Source organism: Bradyrhizobium sp. 18BD, from assembly GCF_054185225.1.
Genome location: NZ_JAVAYL010000002.1, coordinates 141,502 through 163,571 on the forward strand (window position 1 = coordinate 141,502; position 22,070 = coordinate 163,571).

The window sequence follows — 22,070 nt, forward strand, 5'->3', positions numbered from 1 at the left end:
CTATAGTGTCACATTGCGCGCGCGTGACGCCAAGGACCTATTCGACGCCGTAATGCGCAAAGCTGTCGGCGATTCCGGCGTTGATCGCCTTCGCTGCCGCGATGTCGCGCGCCGCGCCTTCAGCATCGCCCTTCTTCCGCTTCGCAAGTCCGCGGCCGTAGAGCGCGCTGTCGAGTTTGGGCTTCGCACTCAGCGCCATGTCGTAATCCGCGATCGCCGCGTCGAGATTGCCGAGCTTGAGAGAGGTGGCGAGGGCCCGTTCCGTTTCGCCCTTGCGGCGGAATATCTCGCCGCGGTTGGCGAGCGCGAGCGCGTTGGAGGGATTGGCCCGCAACACCGCCGAGCAGCCGGCGAGGCGCTGCTCGTCGCCGAGCTTGCTGGCGCCGAAGCACCATTGCCGCGCCTGCGCGGGTGAGGGGGATTGTGCGGCCGCGGGAAGTGCAAGCAGGATCAAGGCTGTGCCGATTGTGCACAACCCGCCCCGGATACCAACCTTGTGATTGTAAGACATCGAATGTCGCACAGAAACCATTGAGCCTCTAGCGCGTTTGTGATCAAGGGACGCAGATTGGTTCGAACCGGACGCCGGACGGTCGAGACCAAAAGTTGCGGGACCAACCAGACAGTTTTCAGCCTTGTCCGATACAATTTACCCGATCGACCTCGACAGCATTCGCGGCGCATTTCCGCCGGGCATTGAGGCGCCGCCGCTCCTGGTCGATTTTGCGGGCTGGCTCAAGGGCCGCCCCTGGGGCAGCGTCGGCTGCTTCTCCCTGCAGGGCCAGTTCTCAGATCAGGCACCGATCGTCGATGGCAGTCCCTTGCGCGACAGGTTTTCGCTGTTCATGCGGTTGCCCGACGGTTCAGCCGTCGGCGGTTGGTATGGCGCCGGGCTCGACCGCGACAATCCGCCCATCGTCGGGCTGGGCTCCGAGGGCGACTACGAGCTGTTGGCGCCCAGCCTCGATGCGCTGCTGGCAAGACTGACCTCGCAGGCCTTCGACAAGGCCTGGAGCGATCTGAAGCCGCACGAGGAAGTCGAGCCTCAAACGGTCGAGCTCGCGCAATGGCTCGCCGAACGGCCGGCCGGCGAGGCGGCGCCGCCCGACGACGCATCGTCGGAGCTGCCCGACTTCCGCGGTTTCGTGGAAAAATGGAGCCGGGATCGCGAAGACTATTGGGCCAATCACCGGCTGATGGCCGAGCTTGGCTGGCGGCTGGCGGCGCATCTGCCGAAGGGCAAGAAGCCCTGGGACCAGACGCGTTTCGAGGTAGCGATCGTCGGGTCGCAATACCAGGCGCGCGTCCTGACCCATGGTCCGCAGCCGTTCGAGGAAGCGTCTTCGATCGAGTCCCTGCTGCGCGATCTGCGCGAGGGCATGCGGCGCGCGCAGCCCGAGCTAGGCCTATGGTACGCGATGAATTTCGGCCTCTATGCCGACGGCCGGGTCATGCCGAACTTCGAATATGACAGGCGCCCGATCATCGACGGCGAGCCCGCGCTGCTGGCCGAAGCGAAAGCCGATCTCGCCCGCGCACCGCGCCCGGAGCGCTGGGTGCCGAAATGGCTGGCATGACCGCGCAAACGGCCCCAGCCATCTGATCAGTTCAGCATTTTCTAATTGTCGCATTTGCCGGGGTTGGCGCTGCACCAGCGACTGACCGCGGCGCTGTCCCAGCCACGCGCCTTGTTGACCGCGACGCATTGGTCGTAGGTGCAGGTTTTTCCTTCGCTTGTGGTTGCGACGCCTTCTGCTGGGCGGAAGCCGGACCGCTGATCGTGATGCCGAGAACAAAGGCCAGAGCGAGTGCGCGCATGAAAATCCCCTGCTTGAAATGAGCTGGGAACTCTAGTTGTGCGGGGACGTGCTGACAACCGGCCGATCGGAGATTTGGCTGGTGACAGCCTGATCGTGACTTCGCCCTTGCGCCCGACATATACTCTGTGATGGTGCCCCTGGCAGCTTGGCCAGGACGTCGGCCAGCCATGCGGATCGATGCACGAGTGAGCCATAAGTCGTGACCACGCTGCGGGAGATTGAGGACGCCGATTTCGAAGCGATGGCCGACGCGCTCATCGAAATGCAGAATTACTACCGCGTCCATTGTCCGTCGCGCGATACGATCATCGAGGGGTTGAAATCAAGGCCCGCGGGATCACGCATTCTGCTGGCCTATGAGCACGACAAGCTCGCCGGCTTTGCTTGCTTCAGCGCCATCTACCCTGGCCCCGGCCTGACCTCGGGGTTCTTTTTGAAAGAGCTCTATGTTCGCGAAGATTGGCGCGGGGGCGGCTTGGGTAAAAAGCTCATGTCGCGCCTGGCTGCCATTGCCCGGCAAGACGGGCACGGTCGCATCGATTGGACGGTCGATGCGGACGATCTGCGCCTTCAGAGCTTCTACGAGATGCTTGGCGGGCAGGCGCTACCGGCGAAGCGGTTCTTCCGCATCACCGGCGCAGGGCTGGCTGAGCTGGCCGACATGTTCTGACGGTGCTTGCGTAGCACGCGGGGGCCGGTACCTCAGAACCCCGCGACGCTGCCGTGCAGGTCGTACTGGTCCGCGCGCTCGATTTTCGCGGTGACGATTTCGCCGACGCGCAACGGGCGGCGGCTCGTCAGATACACCGCGCCGTCGATCTCCGGCGCATCGGCCTTGGAACGGCCTTTCGCGACGGTCGGACCGACCTCGTCGATGATGATCTGCTGGCGCGTGCCGACCTTGCGCTTCAGCCGTCGCGCGGAGATCTTCTGCTGGCGCGCCATCAGCGCGTTGTAGCGCTCCTGCTTGACCTCTTCTGGCACCGGGTTCTCGATCGCGTTCGAGGTCGCGCCCGCAACCGGCTCGTATTTGAAGCAGCCGAGCCGATCGATCTCGGCCTCGTCGAGCCAGTCGAGCAGATAGGCGAAGTCGGAATCGGTCTCGCCGGGGAAGCCGACGATGAAGGTCGAGCGCAGCGCGAGATCAGGACATTCCTCGCGCCAGCGCTTGATGCGTGCCAGCGTCTTGTCCTGCGCTGCCGGACGCTTCATCGCCTTCAGCACCTCGGGGCTCGCATGCTGGAACGGGATGTCGAGATAGGGCAGCACCTTGCCCTCGTTCATCAGCGCGATGACTTCGTCGACATGCGGGTAGGGATAGACATATTGCAGCCGGACCCAGGCTCCGAGCTCGCCGAGCTCGCGCGCGAGATCGAGGAATTTGGCGCGGACCTGACGGTCCTTCCACGGGCTCTCGGCATATTTGAGATCGACGCCGTAGGCCGAGGTGTCCTGCGAGATCACCAGCAGCTCCTTGACGCCGGCGCCGACCAGGCGCTCGGCCTCGCGCAGCACGTCGTTGGCCGGACGCGAGACGAGGTCGCCGCGCAGTTTCGGGATGATGCAGAAGGTGCAGCGATTGTTGCAGCCTTCGGAGATCTTCAAGTACGCGTAGTGCCGCGGCGTCAGCTTGATGCCCTGCGGCGGCACCAGATCGACATGCGGATTATGGGCGGGCGGCAGCGCGCGATGCACGGCATCCAGCACGCTCTCATATTGCTGCGGGCCGGTGATGGAGAGCACGCCGGGATAGGCCTGCTCGATCGCTTCCGGCTCCGCGCCCATGCAGCCGGTCACGATCACCTTGCCGTTCTCGGCCATCGCCTCGCCGATCGCCGAGAGCGATTCCTGCTTGGCGCTGTCGAGGAAGCCGCAGGTGTTGACGATGACGATATCGGCCCCGTCATGCTTGCGGGCGAGCTCGTAGCCCTCCGCGCGCAGGCGCGTGATGATGCGCTCGGAATCCACCAATGCCTTGGGACACCCGAGTGATGTGAATGAAATGCGGGGCGCTCTGTCCATGGTATCGCCTGGAGCCTAGATCTGAATTGTCCGGATTTAGCGATCCAACTAATTGAACCGATGGCGAAATTCAACAACTAACCTATGCGGTGCAATGCTAAGGGCTCCTGATGTGGGAAGACGGTTCCGATCGTGTGAGCGGAGGAGCCGAGATGAATTGCGCCAGCGTGCACGTTTTTGTTGTTATTCTGTTCCTGCGTAATTCCACGGAGCTAGACTGCGATGCGCCGTTTCATGTTCGGCATGACTTTCGTTACCGCTGCCTGCGGCGCGATGTTTCCGGCGCGAGCCGAAGTCGACAAGATCATCCATGTCTGCGATCGGCAAGAACGAGTGTGTCCGGAATTCAGGCCACGCGTGAAGGCACCCGATGGGTGGACGAGGGACGAGGCCGCGAGTCTCAAGTACGGCGCCTCGATGTTCGTGCCCAACGGAAAGATTTTCGGTAAAGCCGAAGCGATCATCTATGCCGACGGCCGCTACAACAAGGATCGGACCGAATTGGTTCAATGGGTCGCAGCCAGCGATCGGGATTGGGCGACGACATCCGGCAAGAATGCCAAGATCACCACGCTTCCGACGGTGAATCCCAAGGTCATTATCAATCGCTACGACAATCCGTCCCTGAAGGACCAGCCGATCGAAGTGATCGCGCATTACGCCGATCTCGACAAGGACGGCAATTCCTACGTCGTGCGGCTGGCGGTCTCCGGCCTCAGCGAGACGGCGGTGCTGGCCGCCGTACCACTTCTCGACAAAATGATCGCTGGCGCGAAAATTCCGTGAGCGCGTAAGCCCAGATGACAGCTGCCGCCGGGCGGGAGTGGGCGGCTTTTGAAAGTCTACATTCGTTGTCTCAGGAACACCCGAGCGACACGAAGCTGACCTTGGGCGCAGCCGTCTGATCCATATCCAAATCTGCCTGATTGACGGGCTTGAGCTAGTCCCAATTGCCCATAATTACAACCCTTTGCATGGCCTTCCGGCGTGCTATGGATGAATCGCGGGTGGTGAGTGAGCAATGAGCGCCGAACAGTCGCCTAAAATCGTGATTGTCGACGAAAGCCCGATCCGGGCCGCGATCCTCGAGGAAGGGTTGCGAGAGGCTGGATTCACGCAGGTCGTCCATATCCGCGAGATGCAGAGCCTGCTGGCGCGGATTTATGCGGTGGACCCCGACATCATCCTGATCGATCTCGAAAACCCCAGCCGCGACGTGCTGGAGGCGATGTTCCAGGTCAGCCGCGCCGTCAAGCGGCCGATCGCCATGTTCGTCGACCAGAGCGATTCCGCCTCGATCCAGGCTTCCGTCGAGGCGGGGGTATCCGCCTACATCGTCGACGGGCTGAGGAAGGAGCGCATCAAGCCGATCCTCGATCTCTGCGTCTCCCGCTTCAACGCCTTCGCCAAGCTGCAGGAGGAGCTGGAGCGCACCAAGTCGCAGCTCGAGGACCGCAAGATCATCGAGAAGGCCAAGGGCATCCTGATGAAGGTGAAGGGCCTCAACGAGGACGAGGCCTATGTGCTGCTGCGCTCCACCGCGATGCGCGAGAAGAAGAAAATCGGCGAGATCGCCCAGTCGATCATCACCGCGTCGGAGATGCTGAAATGACCGCTCCCCTCCGCATCGGGTTCATCCCGCTGGTCGATGCCGCCGCGCTGATCGTCGCCGTCGACAAGGGCTTTGCCGCCGCCGAAGGCCTCGAGGTCGAGCTGGTGCGCGAGGTGTCCTGGTCCAACGTCCGCGACAAGCTCAATATCGGCCTGTTCGATGCCGCGCATCTGCTCGCGCCGGTCGCGATCGCGTCCTCGCTCGGGCTCGGCCACGTCAAGGTGCCGATCGCCGCACCCTTCAATCTCGGCATCAACGGCAACGCGATCACAGTGTCGCCGGCGCTTCATGCGGCGCTGATGGAGGAGATCGAGGGCGACCGGTTCGATCCGCTCGTCACCGCGAAGGCGCTGGCGAAGGTCGTCGTCAAAAGGCGCAAGGCCGGCGCCGATCCGCTGACCTTCGGCATGACCTTTCCGTTCTCGACCCACAATTACCAGCTTCGGTTCTGGATGGCGGCCGCCGGCGTCGATCCCGACGAGGACGTGCGCCTGGTCGTGCTGCCGCCGCCCTACATGGTCGACAGCCTCAAGAGCGGCCATGTCGATGCCTTCTGCGTCGGTGCGCCCTGGAATTCGGTCGCGGTCGATCTCGGCATCGGCCACATCCTGCATTTCGTCGCCGACATCCTGGTCCGCGCGGCGGAGAAGGTGCTGGCGGTGCGCCAGGTCTGGGCCGACAAGAATCCGGACGTGGTCGCCAAACTGGTCCGTGCGGCGGTGAAGGGTGCGGAGTTCATCGAGCAGCCGGCAAATCTCGCAGAAGCCGCGGAGATACTCGCCCGGCCGGAGCGGATCGATGTCGATGCCGAGGTGATCCAGCGGTCGCTCACCGGGCGCCTGAAGATCTCGCCGGACGGGACGGTGCGCGAGAGCAGCCGCTACCTGCTGGTCGGGCGCGAAGGGGCAGGGCGCCCCGATCCGGTCCAGGCCGCTTGGCTCTACGCCCAGATGGTGCGCTGGGGGCAGACGGCGCTGACGCCTGATGGTGCGAAGACAGCCATGGCCGTGTTCCGGCCGGACCTGTACGACGCAGCCCTTGGCCGTAGCCCGCCCACCGAAGCCCCCGCGCCGTTCGGAGCCTTCGCGGGCCCCACCTTCGATCCCGACAACATCCGGGGGCATCTGGAGGCCTTCGAGGTCGGGCGCTGGAAGGCCTGATTCGGCCCTGCACGGTTTTTGAGCGCCTCGGCTCTTCGTCTAAATTTTGAGCGGGCTGCTCGAATTTCGTGAGGACGCCGCCACCGGGGTTCCCCGGGGCACGCCTCCAACGCACTGAAATCAAATAACTTTCCAACTTCCTGAAGCTGGCACGCAACTTGTATGTTGCAGTGCGGCCAGCCTGTCATTGGTGCCTGCTGAGCCAAGTCCCACAGCAACGAAGCTGATTGGACCGTCGGGGTGCGAAGCTGGCTCAAGCCGCCAGCCGAGTTCCTCGCGGGTCGCGCAATTTTCCGTCGATGCCACCGAGGTGGCCGCAGGAGCTTCGTTACCGACCATGAAAATCGATACCGTCTCAGTCGACTTTACCGACGAGCAGAAGCGCTATCTCGAAGGTTTCACGACCGGCCTCCAGATCAGCCGCGTCGGTCGCGGTCTCGGCGGCGGCGCCGGCAAGGCGAACGCCGAGCCGACCGGTCCCGATGCCGTGCACATCAAGGCGCAGGACAAGGTGATCGCGTCGGGCAAGAAGCTCGCCGATCAGGAGAAGTTCAAGCGCGACGAGCATCCCTTCGATGCCTATCCGCGGCTGCGTCAGCAGGCGCTCGACAACGCGCCGCCTAGCCCGGCGGACAATTTCCGCTGGCGCTATTACGGCATCTTCTATGTCGCGCCGACGCAGGACTCCTACATGTGCCGCCTGCGCATTCCGAACGGCATCATGAAGCACTGGCAGATGTCTGGCCTTGCCGATCTCGCCGACGAAACATGCGGGCCGTACAGCCACGTCACGACGCGCGCCAATCTCCAGCTTCGCGAGATCCCGCCCAAGTACGCCATCAAGCTGATCGAGGGCATCCAGGATCTCGGCCTGTGCTCGCGCGGCTCCGGCGCCGACAACATCCGCAACGTCACGGGCACGCCGACCGCCGGCATCGATCCGCAGGAGCTGATCGACACGCGGCCCTATGCGCGCGAGTGGCACTACCACATCCTCAACGACCGTTCGCTCTACGGCTTGCCGCGCAAGTTCAACGTCGCCTTCGACGGCGCCGGCAGGATCGCGGTGCTGGAGGAGACCAACGACATCGCCTTCACGGCCTATGAGGTGAAGGACGGTTTCGGCGTCGAGCCCGGCATCTGGTTCCGCCTCGGTCTCGGTGGCATCACCGGACACAAGGATTTTGCAAAGTACTCCGGCATCATCGTCAAGCCGGAGCAGGCGACCGCCGTCGCGGACGCGATCGTGCGCGTCTTCATCGACCATGGCGACCGCACCAACCGCAACAGGGCGCGGCTGAAATACGTGCTCGACGCCATGGGCCATGACGGCTTCCTCAAGCTGGTCGAGGAACGGCTGAAGACGCCGTTCACGCGCGTGCCGGAAGAAGCATTCCAGCCGCGGCCTGCGGCCGACCGCATGGCCCATATCGGCGTGCACAAGCAGAAGCAGGACGGCCTCAACTGGATCGGCGTGTCGCTGACGCTCGGCAAGCTCACCTCCGACCAGATGCGCGGCCTTGCCAAGATCGCGCGCGACCTCGGCGATGGCGAGATCCGCCTGACGGTCTGGCAGAACCTGTTGATCCCGGGTGTGCGCGACGAGAATGTCGAGCTCGCCATTGCCGCGATCAGGCAGATCGGGCTCGCGGTCGAGGCCTCGCATATCCGCGCCGGCCTGATCGCCTGCACTGGCAATGCCGGCTGCCGTTTTGCGGCCTCCAACACCAAGCGCAATGCCGCCGAGATCGGCGACTGGTGCGAGCCGCGCGTCGCCATGGACAAGCCGGTGAACATTCACGTCACCGGCTGCCACCATTCCTGCGCCCAGCATTACATCAGCGACATCGGCCTGATCGGCGCGCGTGTGCCGGTCAACGAGGAGGACACGGTCGAGGGCTACCACCTCTTCACCGGCGGCGGCTTCGGCCCCGACGCCGATGTCGGGCAGGAGGTCTACCACGACCTCAAGGCCGAGGACGCGCCGAAGACGGTCGAGGGGCTGCTCAAGGCCTATCTCGCCCATCGCTCCTCGCCCGATGAAACCTTCCTCTCCTTTGCGCGCCGCCATGACGGCGAAACGCTGCGCAAGCTTGCCGATGCACAGGTGTCCGCATGAACCAGATCACGCCTCCGCCGAAACTCGACATCATTCCCGCCAGCGCGCCGTTCTCCGACGCGCAGCGCTCCTGGCTCAACGGCTTCTTTGCCGGGCTGCTGTCGCCTGACGTCGCAACGCCTCTGTCGGCGGAGCAGGGCGCGGCCGTCATGCAAGCCGGGGACGGCGACGATGGCGAAGCGCCATGGCACGACCAGACCATGCCGATCGCCGACCGGATGAAACTCGCCGAGGGTCGTCCCGTGCGCCGCAAGATGATGGCGGCGATGGCGCAGCAGGATTGCGGGCAGTGCGGCTACAATTGCCACGATTATTCGGAGGCGATCGCGAGCCGCAGCGAAGCACGGCTCAATCTCTGCGTCCCCGGCGGCAAGGAAACCGCACGGATGCTGAAATCGCTGTACGAGGATCTCGACAAGGCGCCGGCAGCGAAAGCGCCCGGGAAGACTGACACGGTGGCCGCGCCTGCCGTGACCGTCACGATCGCCGAGCCGGGCCGTTCGCGCGACAATCCGACCGAAGCCACCTTCCTGTCGCGCCGTCTTCTCAACAAGGGGAAGTCGGAGAAGGAGACCTATCACATCGAGTTCGATCTCTCCGCGAGCAAGCTCGACTACGTCGTCGGTGATTCCTTCGGCGTGTTTGCGCGCAACGATGTCGGCCTTGTCGACCAGATCATCGCGCTGCTCGGGGCGTCCCACACCACCAAGGTCAACGGCAAGACGCTGCGCGAGGTGCTGATCGACGACGTCTCGCTGTCGCCGGCGCCGGACTCGCTGTTCGAGCTGATCTCCTTCATTACCGGCGGCGCGCAGCGCGAGAAGGCGCGGGCGCTGGCGCAGGGCGAGGATCCCGATGGCGATGCGGCGACGCTGGACGTGATGGCGGCGCTGCAGAAATTCTCCGGCACGCGTCCGCATCCGGAAGCCTTCATCGAGGCGCTGGAGCCGCTGCAGCCGCGGCTCTATTCGATCTCGTCCTCGCACAATGCGACGCCCGGAAAGCTGTCGCTGACGGTCGATTCCGTTCGCTACGTGATCGGCAAGCGCAAGCGTATCGGCGTTGCCTCGACCTTCCTCGGCGAGCGCATCAAGGAGGGCGAGAAGCTCAAGGTCTATGTGCAGAAGGCGCACGGCTTCGGCCTGCCGGAGGACCCGAAGACATCAGTCATCATGATCGGCCCCGGCACCGGCATCGCGCCGTTCCGGGCCTTCCTGCTCGACCGCAAGGCGACCGGCGCGCCGGGCAAGAACTGGCTGTTCTTCGGCCATCAGCGCAGCGATTGCGATTTCTTCTACCAGGAAGAGCTCAATGCGATGAAGACCTCCGGGCTTCTGACGCGCATGTCGCTGGCCTGGTCGCGCGACGGCGAGAAGAAGTTTTACGTGCAGGACCGCATGCGCGAGGTCGGCCGCGAATTGTGGACCTGGCTCGCCGACGGCGCGCATCTCTACATCTGCGGCGATGCCAAGCGGATGGCCAAGGACGTCGAGCGCGCGCTGGTCGACATCGTCGCCCAATTCGGCGCGCGTTCGACCGACGAAGCCGTCAGTTTTGTCGCCGAGCTCAAGAAGACCGGCCGCTTTCAGGCTGACGTCTACTAAGACGCGGCGGGATCAACGCGAATCGCCCCGGCGGCGCAACCGCCGGGCCTCGCATCGAAAACCCGTTTCTACTGTGCATGGGGTTGTTTTCGACATTTTGGTTTGGACGAGCCTCTAAGCCCCGAGTCCGACCTGTCATGCCACTGTCATCCGAGCCAGTTCCAGCTGGCTCGGATTCTAACGAATAAGATTCTCGGAACCCGCGGGTGCAGAGAATTTGCACCTGCAATCTGGCTGTTCCAGAGAACCCGCATCGCTATTTCCGCGAGTATCTTGCCCGATGCCCCGGTTGATCCTTCATACTCCCGCAAATGGGGCGTTGGAGATCGACCATGCGCGAACTATCGGCGGAAGCCAGGCTGCACTTCTACGCGCGCTCGCTCTCGCGTCGGACCGGGGCGAGCATGCACCACGTCGCGCTCTACAGCGCCTTCGCCGTCATCGCCGCGATCGTGTTCGGCACGCTGTCGGTGCACCCGTTCTAGCGAGTTTCCCCGCTGTCGTAGGGTGGGCAAAGCGAAGCGTGCCCACCACCTGTCTCATGCCGAGATCGTGGGCCCGGCGCGTTGCGCCTTTGCCCACCCTACGGCACCTCGACCGCCTCATCCGCGCTTGAACGGCGCGACCTCGATCCCCGCATCCTTCAATGCCTGACGCAGACTGCGCGCGATGTCGACGGCGCCGTGCGTGTCGCCATGGATGCACACCGTGTCCGTGCGCATCTTGATGATCTTGCCTGTGACCGAGACCACCGCGCCGTCCTGCACCATGCGCACCACGCGGTCGGCGATGGCCTTGGCATCGTGCAGCACCGCGCCGGGCTTCTTGCGCGAGACGAGGTTGCCGTCGTCCTCATAGGCGCGGTCGGCGAATACCTCGTGCACCAGAGGCAGATTGGCGTCTTCGCCGGCCTTCACCAGCTTCGAATTGGCGAGCACGACGAAGATCAGATTGGGATCGACCGCCTTGATGCCGGCGGCGATGGCCTTCGCGGTCATGTCGTCCTCGCAGGCGACGTTGGAGAGCGCGCCATGCGCCTTCACATGCGTGACCTTGTGGCCGGCCGCGGTCGCGATCGCCTGCAGCGCGCCAATCTGGTAGGCAACGAGGTTCTCGATCTCGGAGGCCTTCAGGCCCGCGATCGGATGCCGGCCAAACCCGTGCAGGTCGCGGTAGCCGGGATGGGCGCCGACCGAGACGCCGCGCGCTTTCGCCAGCTCCACCGTCCGCCGCATGATGTCGGGATCGCCGGCATGGAAGCCGCAGGCGACGTTGACCGAGCTGGCAAGGTCGATCATGGCAGCGTCGTTGCCCATCTCCCACGCGCCAAAACCTTCGCCGAGGTCGCAATTGAGATCGATCGTCTTCATGGGGTGCTCTCCGCCTCTGGTCTTGTTGTGGCTTACGGCTCGGCCGTGACCTGCCAGGTCCCGGCATCCATGGCGCTCACCGCATAGCCCGCAACGTTAGCATCGCTGAGCGCCTCGATGTTGAGCTCGACGGTGTCGGAGGAACGCAGGCGATCGGGCAGGTTGCGGATCAATTGCGCGAACTTGCGCGCCTCGTCCTGCGCCTCGGCCATCGTGACCTGCTGGAAGCGGAACGCGGTTCCCGCCGAGGTCTGCGCGAGACGGCCGACATCGGCCGTGATCACGGTCGCGATCTTGGGATAGCCGCCGGAGGTGCCGCGATCCATCATCAGCGCGATCGGCGAGCCATTGCCGGGCACCTGAATGCTGCCATTGACGGTGCCGTCGGAGACGATGTTGTGGCCGTGCAGATGCTTGATGGCGGGGCCTTCGAGCCGGTAGCCCATGCGGTCGGAGGTCGCCGAGATCTTCCACTCGCTGTCCAGAAACAGCGCCTTGTTGGCGTCGTCGAACTCGTCGTCCTGCGGGCCGAGCAGGACGCGGATCGGGCCGCTCGCGGGCTTAGGCAATTCGATCCGCAGCTCGGGCGCGCCGCTGGCGGCATCGACCGTGAATTCGTCGCCGGCTTGCAGCGGGCGCGGGTAGGGGCTGCCGAGACCGGCGCGGGCATTCACCGCGAGGCTCCCGAACACCAGCTCGCCTTTGATCCCGCCTTCGATCGCCAGATACGTGAACGCGCCGCCGCGGGCAAAGCCCAGCGTCAGCGTTTCGCCGTCCTTCAGCGTCACCGAAGTGTCCATCGCCACCGGTTTTCCGGCCACATCAGCATTGCGCGGCGCACCGGCGATGGCGACGCGCACGGCGCCGTCTTTCGCGGTGAACGTGGCGCCGAACGGGCCGATCTCGACCGCAGCTGCAAACGGATCGTTGCCGACCAGCGTGTTGGCGGCGGCGAGCGAGAGGCGGTCCATGGCACCGCTGACCGTGAGGCCATAGCGCTGCGCGCCGTGGCGGCCGCCATCCTGGACGGAGCTTGCGGGCCCAATGCTGGCGACGATGAGCCGGCTCATGCGGTCACCTGCTCGGCGATGATCTCGCCGGCCTCGGCGGCGCGGTCGAGCTCCTCGAAGGTCTTGTGGTCGATGGCGAAAAACGTCACGCGATCACCGGGTTCGGTGAGAAAGGTCGGATTCCGGTGGAGCTGGTAGGTTCTGACAGGCGTGCGGCCGAGCAGGTGCCAGCCGCTGGGCGCGGCCAGGCACTGGATGCCCGCCTGGATGCCCCCGATCGAGATCGTGCCGGCGGGCGTGAACAGCCGGGGCGACTGCCGCCGCGACATGTGGAGGGATTTGTCGAGGCCGCTGAGATAGGACCAGCCCGGCGTGAAGCCGATCATGGCGACGCGATAGTCGCCACCGGTGTGGCGGGCGACGATGTCGTCGGGCGTGGTGCTGAGCGCCTTGGCGACGTCCTCGAGATCGATGCCGTGCTCGCCGCCATAGGCGACGGGGATGCGCCAGCGCCGCGCCTTGGTGGCAGGCGGCAGCGGCTGGCTGGCGATCGGGAGCAGCTTTTCGCCGAGCGCGTCGAAGCCGATCTTGCCGGGATCGTAGTGCACCAGCAGCGAGCGATAGGTTGGCACCGTCTCGGTGATGCCGTCGATGGGGTTTGCCGCGAGCGCCTTGTCGAGCGCGAGCACGCGCTCATTGGCGGCGTCGTCGATGGTGCGGCTGAACTCGACCGTGACGGCACTGTCGCCACTGGGCAGAAGGCGGGGCGGGGGAAGCGTCGCGGCCATGAGCTGTCGAAATCGGGCTTCTCGGGAAACGCGGGCTCAGCTTTGAGTTCCGCTTGTCCCTGCTTCGCGTAAATGCGCCCGCAAGTCCAATAAATTAATGCAGGGGGAGACGATAAAGCCTTGTTATCGCGGCGCATAACAGCGTTGCGGCCCTGCGTTTCCGCACCCCTTTTGGCCCTTGACGGCAAGCGTCCGGCTCGCAAGATGCGCGCGTTCTTCCCCGCACCTCGGAGCTCGTTCTCGTCCATGTCGCTGTCCCCCGAAGCCCGCAAGACCCTCGCCGGCATCACCACTGCCACCATCACCACGGTCCTGCTGAAGAAGGGCCTGCGCAATGTGTGGATGCGCGGCGCGCGTCCGCTGCGCCCGGGCCTGCCGCGCCTGGTGGGACCGGCCTTCACGCTGCGCTTCGTGCCGGCGCGCGAGGATCTGGCGACGCCGGAATCCTGGTCGTCGCCGATCTCGACCCGCACCGCGATCGAGGCGATGCCGGACGGCTGCATCGCCGTCGTCGACGCGATGGGCATCACCGATGCCGGCATCTTCGGCGACATCCTTTGCGCGCGCATGATGAAGCGCGGCGTCACCGCTCTCGTCACCGACGGCGTGGTGCGTGACGTCGAGGGCGTGCTCGGCACCAACCTGCCGGTGTGGTGCGACGGCTATGCCGCGCCGCCTTCCGTGGCGGGCCTGACCTTCGTCGGCTGGGGCGAGCCGATCGGCTGCGGCGGCGTCGCCGTGTTTCCGAACGACATCGTGGTCGCCGACCAGGACGGCTGCGTGCTGATCCCGCAGGCGATGCTCGACCACGTTCTCAATGAGGGCGTCGAGCAGGAGCGCATGGAAGCCTGGATCGTCAACGAGGTGAACAACGGCGCCGTGCTGCCGGGCCTCTATCCCATGAACGCCGAAACCAAGGCGCGCTACGCCGCCAGCAAGAAGTAACAGGCAAGGAAACGAGGTACTCCCATGGATATCACGCTCGCCGGTGCGCGGCCGACCCGCCGCGCGCCGAAGGAACACTTCACCGGCACCGTGCTGCAGGACCCCATCAACATGGCGCCCGCGCCGGCGCGGCTGAACGTCTCGCGGGTCTCGTTCGAGCCGGGCGCCCGCACCAACTGGCACCATCATCCGCTCGGACAGACGCTCTACGTGATTTCGGGCGTCGGCCGCGTCCAGACCAAGGGCGGCCCGGTGCAGGAAATCCGTCCCGGCGACACCGTCTGGATCCCGCCGGGTGAAGTCCACTGGCACGGCGCCTCTCCGGGCAACAGCATGTGCCACATCGCCATGCAGGAAGCGCTCGACGGCGTGTTCTCGACCTGGCTCGAGCCTGTCACGGACGCCGAATACGGCGCGCCGCTCGGCTGACGCGCGTGCACCGGACAAGACGCATCGCCCTTGGCGATGCGTCGCCGAGCCGGGACACGGCGACTTACATCTTTTCCGCCGTCCACGTGCCCGTGCACAGTGTGCCGCGCCATGTGCCGGATCCCGAGGTGCCGCTGAGCCGGCCGAAGCCCACGGCGCGCTTGATGCCGGTGCTCAAGGTGACGTTGATGCTGCCGGCATCCGCCACGCGGCCGGAGGCGCTCACCACGGCGCTGCTTGATGCAATCTGGCCGTTGTTGATGCCGATCGCGACGGTCGCTCCGTTGCCACAGGTCTCGCTTGATGACGAGATCCGGACGTTCCATGTGCCGTCGAAAGTACTTGTCGCAGCATCAGCCTGCGGCAGCGGCAAGGCGATGGCGAGAAGGGTGACGAAGAGTCCTTTGCGAATACCGTTCATGGCACGCCTCGATGGTTGAACCTCGCTGCATCGTGGCATGGGGCCGGGGCGGGCGATGTGAGAGGCGTCACGCCGCACGCCGGCTGTTCAGGGCTTCAGGCATTTCTTCTGTGCGCAAAAGCGCTGATCGGCAGCGCGGCGTACCGCTGCCGATGGTCTGCTTGTCCGCAGCCTCAGGGAAGGATCGGCGGATGATACGTGAAGGTCGACATCAGGATCGCGGCCACGATCATCACGATCGGAAAGTGGATGAAGAACTGCACCGACGTGTAGCCGATCAGGTCCTTCGACTTCAGTCCGAGGATGCCGAGCAGCGGCAGCATCCAGAACGGATTGATGAAGTTCGGCAGCGTCTCGGCGATGTTGTAGACCATGACGGTCCAGCCCAGATGCGCGCCGACGGCGTTCGCGGCCTTCATGATGTAGGGGGCTTCGATGATCCACTTGCCGCCCGCCGACGGAATGAAGAATCCCAGCACCGCGGAATAGATCCCGACCAGGAAGGAGAACACGGTCGAACTGGCGGAAGCATCGACGAACCAGTGCGCAATGGTGTCCGAGAGCGTCACGCCCTTGGCGTTCGGGACCTTGGTGAGCATCTGGGCGATGCCGGCATAGAAGGGAAACTGCAGCAGCACGCCCGAGACGCTCGGCATCGCCTTGGAGAAGGCCTCGAGCAGGCTGCGCGGACGCCAGTGCAAGAGGATGCCGAGGATCAGGAAGACGAAATTGTAGGTGTTCAGGCCCGACAGAGTGATCAGCGGATTGCCGGACTGGAAGGTCTGCCAGAGCCAGCCGAGAGCCAGGACGACGATCAGGATGGTCAGGATCGGGCTGAACTCGAGGAAATCCCCGGGGCGGCTCGGGGCCTTGGGCTTGACCGTGTCGTCTTCGAGCGACACGCCGAGATCCTCCGCGGTCTTGGTCTCGGCCGCGTTCGGCGCGGTCAGATAACAGATGACGGCCGAGAGGGCCGTCACGAGGATGGTCGTTAGCAGATTTTGCCAGGTCAGGATGGTCTCGGAAAACCCGATGACGCCGGTGATGGGCAGGAGCGAGCTCGGAATGCTGGCGGCATTGGCCTGAAGCTGTGCGGCCGACGAGGTGATGCCGAGCGTGAAGCCGCAGCCGAGGCCGAGATAGCCGGCAGCTCCAGCGGCGCGATAGTCGAGCTTGATATCTCTGCGCCGCGCGATCTCGCGCACCAGCAGACCCGAGAAGATGAGGCTCAGCCCCCAATTGACCAGCGAGAGCAGAATGCTCAGGACCCCCACGAACACCACCGAGCGGCGTCCGGTGGACGGCACGGAAGCCAGCCGCCGCAGCGCGGCCGCGATGGGCGGCGACATCGCCACCACATAGCCGCCGATCGCGACCAGAGCCATCTGCATTGTGAACGGGATGAGATTCCAGAAGCCATCGCCGAACGCGCGGCTGACGGCGAGCGGGGACCCGCCATGCACGATCGTGCCGACCGCAATCGCGATCACGGCGATGAGGACGAAGACGTAGGCGTCCGGAAACCAGCGCTCGGAGAAGACCACGAGGCGCTGCGAGAATCTCGCCAGCAGATTGATCTCGGTCGGCGCATTCTCGTTGAGAGAGTCTCCGGAAACAGTCGTCATCTTCAGCCCCCAATTTGACAGTGGTCGTCGTGGTTAAAAGTTATGGCGTGCGGTCAGAGCGCGAGCGTGAGCTCCGAGAGCGGCACGGCCTGACACGTCAGGCAGTGTTCGGCCGAGCTGTCGCCGCTGCCGAGCTGCGCGACGCGGCCGTCGACGATACGCATGGCGCAGCTTTCGCACTGGCCGACGCGGCAGCCGCTCGGAAGCGGCACGCCCGCGGCATGCGCGGCATCGAGCAGCGTGCCCAGCTCGGGCGACCAGACAAAACTCTTGTCGCTGCCGGCGAGGTGAATCGTCTGCGCCTCCAGCGTGGCCGGCACCTCGGGCGGGGACGCAAAGGCCTCCGCGAAGATGTCAAACCTTGGAAGACCGCGCTCGACAAGGCGCTCGGTCATCGAGGCAATGAAGTCCGGCGAACCGCAGAGATAGACGAGGGGACGCCTGGAGATCAGCGGATCGAGCACCGACAAATCCGGGCGGCCGGCATAGTCGTAATCTTCGCGCAGTCGATCGGTCGAGCGAGGCGCCGTGAACGCCGTCACCAGCTTTAATTGTGGCAGCAGCGCCGCGAGCTCCCGCAGCCGTGTGCCGAAAGGATGCTCATTTCCGTTACGGCATGTGTAGAGCAGCAGGACGTCGTTGACGCGCTCAACCGGGGTCAGCGCCAGCAAAGATTCGAGATGGCTCATGAACGGCGTGATGCCGATGCCGGCCGCGAGAAAGACGAGGGGGCGATCTCCCTGCAACGGTGAGGTGAAGATCCCGCTCGGAACTTCGAGGAAGACCTCGTCGCCGGACGCGAGGCGATGGATGTGTTCGGAGAGATGGGCGCCGCTGCTCGACGGCTGCTTCTTGACGGCGATGGACAGCACGTTCGCGCCGCCACTCCTGGTCAATGAGTAGGCACGGGCGACATCGACGCCCGGCAGGCTCAGGAGGACGTGTTGCCCCGGCCGGTACGAGGGAAGCGCATCACCATCCTTTGGAGCAAGGTCGATCGCGACGACGTCATCGGCCTCAAGGCGGACGCTCGCGACCGAGAAGGCGCGTCGTCCGGTCCAGCGGCCGCGATTGGCGGACTGATCGCGCCGGATGTCGCAGAGCGTGGCGCGCAGGGGCACCGAGCCGCTGACCGGATCGCGCCATGCGTCGCTCAACGCGTCGTTCATGTTCGAGGTCGCGACGCCGGCGGGCGGTGTGACGTTGCGTCCGAGCGGCGGACAATCCTCCCACCAGCCGAACTCGGCGAGGACGACGCGGTCGTCGAGCGAGTCGTTGAGGCGCACCTGGAGCCGGACCTGGCCGGAGGGCGTCTCGACGATCGCCCAATCGCCGTCCTCAAGGCCCTGCCGCGTAGCGAGCGCCCTGCTGATCTCGACGGCAGGATCGGGCGATTTCTTGCGGAGCGATGCCACATGCCGATGCGAGCTGTGGACGAACCAGCCGCTCTTGGCGGTCGTCAGCACCAGTGGAAAACGCGTGTCCGAGGTCGTCGTCATCGGGCTCTCGGCCGGCTCGACATGGCCGGCCAATGGCGCATAACCGTGATCGAGCATAAGCTCGGAATAGATCTCCACGCGCCGCGTCGGTGTCGCAAATCCCGCCAGCGTTCCGTCGCTCTTGTTGTCGGCGTATTTTTCGTGGTGGAACGGCTGAGGAAAGCGCATGCCTTCTGGCTGCTTGCGCAACTCCTCCACGGTGATGCCGAGCGGAGCCAGTTGATAATTCCAGCCGGCACGGATGTCGCCGCCGAAGAATTGCTCCGCCATGCCCATGCGCAGCGCCAGTTCGGAGACGATCTCGTAGTCCGCCTTGCTCTCGCCATGCCGGGGCAGCATCTGCGGCCGAAACTGGATGGTCTCGACGGCCTCCTGCGTGATCTCGAAGCCTATCTTCAGCGCATCCCGCTCCCAGGGCATGCCGGCGGGCAACACGATGTCGGCATTCTCGGCTGTCGGGTTCATGAACATGTCGACATGCACATGGAAGTCGAGCGCGCGAAGCGCCTCGCGATTGCGCGAGGAATGTCCCTGCGACACCACGAAGTTGGTGCCGAAACTCATCAGCGCGTTGACGTGATAGGGCTCTGCCTTGAGGACCGCGCGGCTGAAATCGCGCGCCGTGATCCATCCGCGACTTGGCGGGCCCAGCGGCAATTCGTCGAGGCCGAGGGCCTTCGCTTTCTGTCCCGGCGGCAGCAGGCTGATGTCGTTGACCGCGCGTGTCGGCGGCGGGACCGGCCAGACATTGCCTCCCGCCCGGTCGCACGCGCCGGTGAGGGCGTAGAGGGTCGCAATCGCACGCTCGGTCGCAGTCGCGTTGGTGTGCTGGCCGACGCCGGTCCACGAATGATAAGCGAGCTTCGGACTATTTTCGAACAGTCCGCAGAACGCGGCAACTTTCGATTCATCCAGCCATGTCGTCGCGGCGACACTGGACATTGTGTAGGGAGCAGCCTCGGTGGCAAGCCGCGAGAAAACGGTTCTCGCGGCAATCACGCGTCTGTCCGCGCCATCAAGCGTCGCTTCGGCATCGAGCGTGCAGGTCGCCGGATCAAGCGTCTCGGTTCGCGGATCGTGTGGCCGTGCCTTGCCGGATCGGTCCAGCACAGCGAACGCTTCCGGCGGCTGATCCGGCCACAGCTCGCTCGCCCGGACAAAACGTCCGGTATGCTTGTCGACCAGAAACGGTGCATTCGTCCAGCGCGTCACGAAAGCTGCATCGAATGTGCCGGTCGAAATGAGATGCCGGATCGCCGCCATCGCGAGAGCGCCGTCGGCGCCGGGGCGGATGCGCAGCCAGAGATCGGCCTGCTGTCCCGACCCATTCGGCTTGGGGTCGACGACGGCCACGCGCGCGCCGCGGCGGCGGGCGTCCGCAACGCGGGTCGCTTGCGCAAGCCAGGTCCGCGCCGGATTGTGTCCCCACAGCACGATGACGTCCGCTCTGTCGTAGTCGGGAAAGCCGATGCCCCGGCCGAACGTCAGCGCGTGGGCGAAATCCTTGTGCCAGCCGCAGACCTCGACGGCATAGATCAGATTGGGACTGCCGTAACAGCGGATGAAGCGCTCGACCCACTCGAAACTGTCGACCATCGGCGTGCCGCTCGGCGTCGTGACGGCGAACGCGACGGATTCCGCGCCGGTGGTGCTGCGGATCCGACCGAGCTTCTCGGCGATCTCGCCGAGGGCTTCGTCCCAGGAAATCTGCACCCAGCCCGGATCGGCGGCATCGCGCGGCGCGGTGCGGCGGAGCGGGTGGGTCAAGCGGCGCGGGCTGTGCACCATCTCGGGCGCGGCGCGGCCCTTCGCGCACAGCGCGCCGCCGGTCGGGTGCCCCGGCGCATTCTCCACCGCAACCATGCGGCCGTTCTCGACGACGGTCGTGGAACCGCATCGCGAACGACAGAGAGTACAATAGCCGGGATAGCGTTCCGCCATGGACAGCCCAATAGTAGCGCATTATAGTAACGCGCTACATGCTTCGTCGATGACCCTGTCATGTCAAGTGCATTCTTTGAGCGGTGCTGATAGATCGGGCGGCAAGCGACTGGGGCGGAGGAGACATGGACCAGAATCTGCGCGAGCAGGTTGTGCAGCAGGTGCGCGCGGAGATCATTTCCGGTCAGAGCATGCCGGGCACGATGTATTCGGTGCCGACCTTGGCGGCCAGCCTTGGCGTATCGACGACCCCCGTGCGGGAGGCGCTGCTGGAGCTGTCTCGGAGCGGGCTGATCGAGCCCGTGCGCAATCGGGGCTTCAAGGTGGTCGAACCGACGCTGATGGAGCTTCGCAATCTGTTCGATCTGCGAGAGGTTCTCGAACTCCACGCTGCAACCCTGGTTGCGCGAAAGGCGGAGAAGGATCTGAGCGAACTTATTCCCTGGGCCGAGGACATCGAGCGCGCGGTCCGGACCGAGGACATGAAGCTCTACATCGAGGCCGATCGAAGCTTTCACCAACTGCTGACGGCTGCCGCCGACAATCCGCGCCTGACCGAGATGGTGATGGGATTGCGCGATCAGATGCGCCTCTACGGCATTAATTCGCGCGCCGGCCTCGCCCGGCAGAACGACTCCGCAACCGAGCACTTCCGGATCATCGAACTGGCGAGCGCGGGAAAAGAGGAGGCGCTGACGAACCTCCTGCGCCACCATATCAGGGCCTGGGAGCCGATCTTCGTTGAAGCGCTCTCGCAGGTCGGCGCCGGACGCGAACCGATTGCTGCCGCACGCAAGCGGCAGCTCTCGCCCACTTAGGCCGAACTCAGTTCACGCGCGTCCAGGTCTGACCGCCGCAGAACATGCCGCCGAAGGCGCAGCCTTGCACGCGCAGGCGGTCGGTGCCCTTCAGCGCGATGGTCGAGTCGTAAGTCGAGCCGGTGTTGGGATCGAGGATGCGGCCTGACCATTTCTGGTCCTTGTTCTGATCCTTGTTCAGATCCTTGGCGGGCTTCATGTTGATCAGGACCTGCTCGCCGTTCTGGTTCGATTTGCTGTCGACCGAATAGCCGCAGAGATTGTTGCCGCACTGCTCGATGCGGACCTTGCCTTCCTTCTCCTCGGTGAGCCAGACGCCGAGCGGCGAATTGGGATCGCGCGCGGGGGCGGCTGCGGGAGCCGGCGGGGCGACGGCGGCCGCCTGAACGGGAGCGGGGGCAGGCGCCGGCGCGGGCGGCGGAGGCGGTGCCGGGGGCGCGGCCGCCACTGTCGGAGGCGGAGCGGGCGGTACTGCAGCCACCGACGGGGCCGCACTCGGAGCCGGTTGGGGCGGCGGCACCATCGCATCTTCGGCCGGTGCGTTGTTCGCCGTCGCGGCCGCGGGGGCCTGGACAGGGGCTTGCTCGGCGGCCGGAGGTGCGGCGACAGGTGCCGGCGCGGCCGGCGGTTGCGGATCAGCCTTGGCTTGTTGCGGCGCCTGCGGTTCGGCCTTCGGAGCTCCCTTGGTGTCGTTCTTGACGTCGTTTTTGGCCTTCTTGGCCTTGCCCTGGCCGGTGTTGTCGTACACGCCGGGAATCTGCACGGTGCCGCGGTCCGGATCGATCCGGATGGTGCGTCCGCCATATTCGAAGGTGTACTGCGCCTGGGCAGCGGTGCTCGCCAAAAGGAATGCGGCCGTGGCCAACAGCTTCCTCATTTCGCATCTC

Annotated in this window: 20 protein-coding genes; 11 read left to right on the top strand and 9 right to left on the bottom strand. The window is 65.0% G+C overall.

The genetic code is table 11. The annotated features are described in order from the left end of the window. Positions 1-37 precede the first annotated feature (37 nt). The gene (locus RAD16_RS03865; RefSeq protein WP_458156555.1) at positions 38-454 is read right to left on the bottom strand and encodes a hypothetical protein; all 417 of its coding nucleotides are present in this window, start codon (positions 452-454) and stop codon (positions 38-40) included. A gap of 181 nt (positions 455-635) precedes the next feature. Here RAD16_RS03865 and RAD16_RS03870 point away from each other — a divergent pair, with 181 nt between their 5' ends. Together RAD16_RS03870 and RAD16_RS03875 are read left to right on the top strand one after the other, a co-directional pair. Further along, complete coding sequence (locus RAD16_RS03870; RefSeq protein WP_458156556.1) at positions 636-1,577, top strand: hypothetical protein; 942 nt, start codon at positions 636-638, stop codon at positions 1,575-1,577. 442 nt (positions 1,578-2,019) lie between these two features. Beyond that, on the top strand, positions 2,020-2,490 hold the full coding sequence (locus RAD16_RS03875; protein ID WP_458156557.1) for an N-acetyltransferase family protein: 471 nt from the start codon (positions 2,020-2,022) through the stop codon (positions 2,488-2,490). Between the two features lie 32 nt (positions 2,491-2,522). Here RAD16_RS03875 and rimO read toward each other — a convergent pair whose 3' ends face one another. After that, positions 2,523-3,842, bottom strand: coding sequence for a 30S ribosomal protein S12 methylthiotransferase RimO (gene rimO / locus RAD16_RS03880; RefSeq protein WP_458156558.1), 1,320 nt, complete (start codon positions 3,840-3,842; stop codon positions 2,523-2,525). A gap of 222 nt (positions 3,843-4,064) precedes the next feature. Here rimO and RAD16_RS03885 point away from each other — a divergent pair, with 222 nt between their 5' ends. The 6 genes from RAD16_RS03885 to RAD16_RS03910 all read left to right on the top strand — a co-directional run bounded on the left by RAD16_RS03885 (position 4,065) and on the right by RAD16_RS03910 (position 10,822). Further along, entirely contained in the window at positions 4,065-4,628 is a 564-nt protein-coding gene (locus tag RAD16_RS03885; RefSeq protein ID WP_458156559.1) for a hypothetical protein, read from the top strand. A 235-nt stretch (positions 4,629-4,863) separates the two neighbouring features. Then, the gene (locus RAD16_RS03890) at positions 4,864-5,454 is read left to right on the top strand and encodes an ANTAR domain-containing response regulator (RefSeq protein ID WP_458156560.1); all 591 of its coding nucleotides are present in this window, start codon (positions 4,864-4,866) and stop codon (positions 5,452-5,454) included. Then, a complete protein-coding gene (locus RAD16_RS03895) occupies positions 5,451-6,614 on the top strand; it encodes a CmpA/NrtA family ABC transporter substrate-binding protein (RefSeq protein ID WP_458156561.1) in 1,164 nt (387 codons plus the stop codon). Before RAD16_RS03890 ends, RAD16_RS03895 begins: the two co-directional genes overlap by 4 nt. Positions 6,615-6,951: 337 nt before the next feature. Next, positions 6,952-8,733, top strand: a complete 1,782-nt coding sequence (locus RAD16_RS03900; RefSeq protein WP_458156562.1) for a NirA family protein — start codon at positions 6,952-6,954, stop codon at positions 8,731-8,733. Next, the gene (locus RAD16_RS03905) at positions 8,730-10,337 is read left to right on the top strand and encodes a sulfite reductase subunit alpha (protein WP_458156563.1); all 1,608 of its coding nucleotides are present in this window, start codon (positions 8,730-8,732) and stop codon (positions 10,335-10,337) included. Before RAD16_RS03900 ends, RAD16_RS03905 begins: the two co-directional genes overlap by 4 nt. A 332-nt stretch (positions 10,338-10,669) precedes the next feature. Continuing rightward, the gene (locus tag RAD16_RS03910; protein ID WP_167561251.1) at positions 10,670-10,822 is read left to right on the top strand and encodes a hypothetical protein; all 153 of its coding nucleotides are present in this window, start codon (positions 10,670-10,672) and stop codon (positions 10,820-10,822) included. 117 nt (positions 10,823-10,939) lie between these two features. Here RAD16_RS03910 and RAD16_RS03915 read toward each other — a convergent pair whose 3' ends face one another. Genes RAD16_RS03915 through pxpB form a run of 3 tightly spaced genes read right to left on the bottom strand, consistent with a single transcriptional unit; the run spans position 10,940 to position 13,505 of the window. After that, positions 10,940-11,707: a LamB/YcsF family protein gene (locus tag RAD16_RS03915; RefSeq protein ID WP_458156564.1), complete on the bottom strand. Its 768-nt coding sequence runs from the start codon at positions 11,705-11,707 to the stop codon at positions 10,940-10,942. Between the two features lie 32 nt (positions 11,708-11,739). After that, positions 11,740-12,777, bottom strand: a complete 1,038-nt coding sequence (locus RAD16_RS03920) for a 5-oxoprolinase subunit C family protein (protein WP_458156565.1) — start codon at positions 12,775-12,777, stop codon at positions 11,740-11,742. Beyond that, positions 12,774-13,505 carry a 5-oxoprolinase subunit PxpB gene (pxpB, locus tag RAD16_RS03925; protein ID WP_458156566.1) on the bottom strand — a complete coding sequence of 244 codons (732 nt, stop codon included), beginning with the start codon at positions 13,503-13,505 and terminating at the stop codon, positions 12,774-12,776. The genes RAD16_RS03920 and pxpB overlap by 4 nt, the downstream gene beginning before the upstream one ends. Before the next feature lie 246 nt (positions 13,506-13,751). Between pxpB and RAD16_RS03930 the strand changes: the two genes are divergently transcribed. Both RAD16_RS03930 and RAD16_RS03935 read left to right on the top strand, forming a co-directional pair. Further along, the gene (locus RAD16_RS03930; protein WP_008129640.1) at positions 13,752-14,450 is read left to right on the top strand and encodes a ribonuclease activity regulator RraA; all 699 of its coding nucleotides are present in this window, start codon (positions 13,752-13,754) and stop codon (positions 14,448-14,450) included. Between the two features lie 24 nt (positions 14,451-14,474). After that, the gene (locus RAD16_RS03935; protein ID WP_326904413.1) at positions 14,475-14,879 is read left to right on the top strand and encodes a (R)-mandelonitrile lyase; all 405 of its coding nucleotides are present in this window, start codon (positions 14,475-14,477) and stop codon (positions 14,877-14,879) included. Between the two features lie 64 nt (positions 14,880-14,943). Here the strand turns inward: RAD16_RS03935 and RAD16_RS03940 are convergent, their stop codons facing one another. From RAD16_RS03940 to RAD16_RS03950, 3 genes are all read right to left on the bottom strand, one after another. Then, positions 14,944-15,300 (bottom strand): hypothetical protein, encoded by a 357-nt coding sequence (locus RAD16_RS03940; RefSeq protein WP_458156567.1) that lies wholly within the window; start codon positions 15,298-15,300, stop codon positions 14,944-14,946. Between the two features lie 173 nt (positions 15,301-15,473). Then, entirely contained in the window at positions 15,474-16,925 is a 1,452-nt protein-coding gene (locus tag RAD16_RS03945; RefSeq protein ID WP_458156568.1) for a short-chain fatty acid transporter, read from the bottom strand. Between the two features lie 53 nt (positions 16,926-16,978). Next, positions 16,979-20,365, bottom strand: coding sequence for a molybdopterin-dependent oxidoreductase (locus RAD16_RS03950; protein ID WP_458156569.1), 3,387 nt, complete (start codon positions 20,363-20,365; stop codon positions 16,979-16,981). 125 nt (positions 20,366-20,490) lie between these two features. On the opposite strand from RAD16_RS03950, the gene RAD16_RS03955 reads away from it, so the two are divergent. Continuing rightward, entirely contained in the window at positions 20,491-21,183 is a 693-nt protein-coding gene (locus RAD16_RS03955; protein WP_458156570.1) for a GntR family transcriptional regulator, read from the top strand. A gap of 7 nt (positions 21,184-21,190) precedes the next feature. Here RAD16_RS03955 and RAD16_RS03960 read toward each other — a convergent pair whose 3' ends face one another. After that, positions 21,191-22,060 (bottom strand): DUF2147 domain-containing protein, encoded by an 870-nt coding sequence (locus RAD16_RS03960; protein ID WP_458156571.1) that lies wholly within the window; start codon positions 22,058-22,060, stop codon positions 21,191-21,193. Positions 22,061-22,070: the final 10 nt, after the last annotated feature.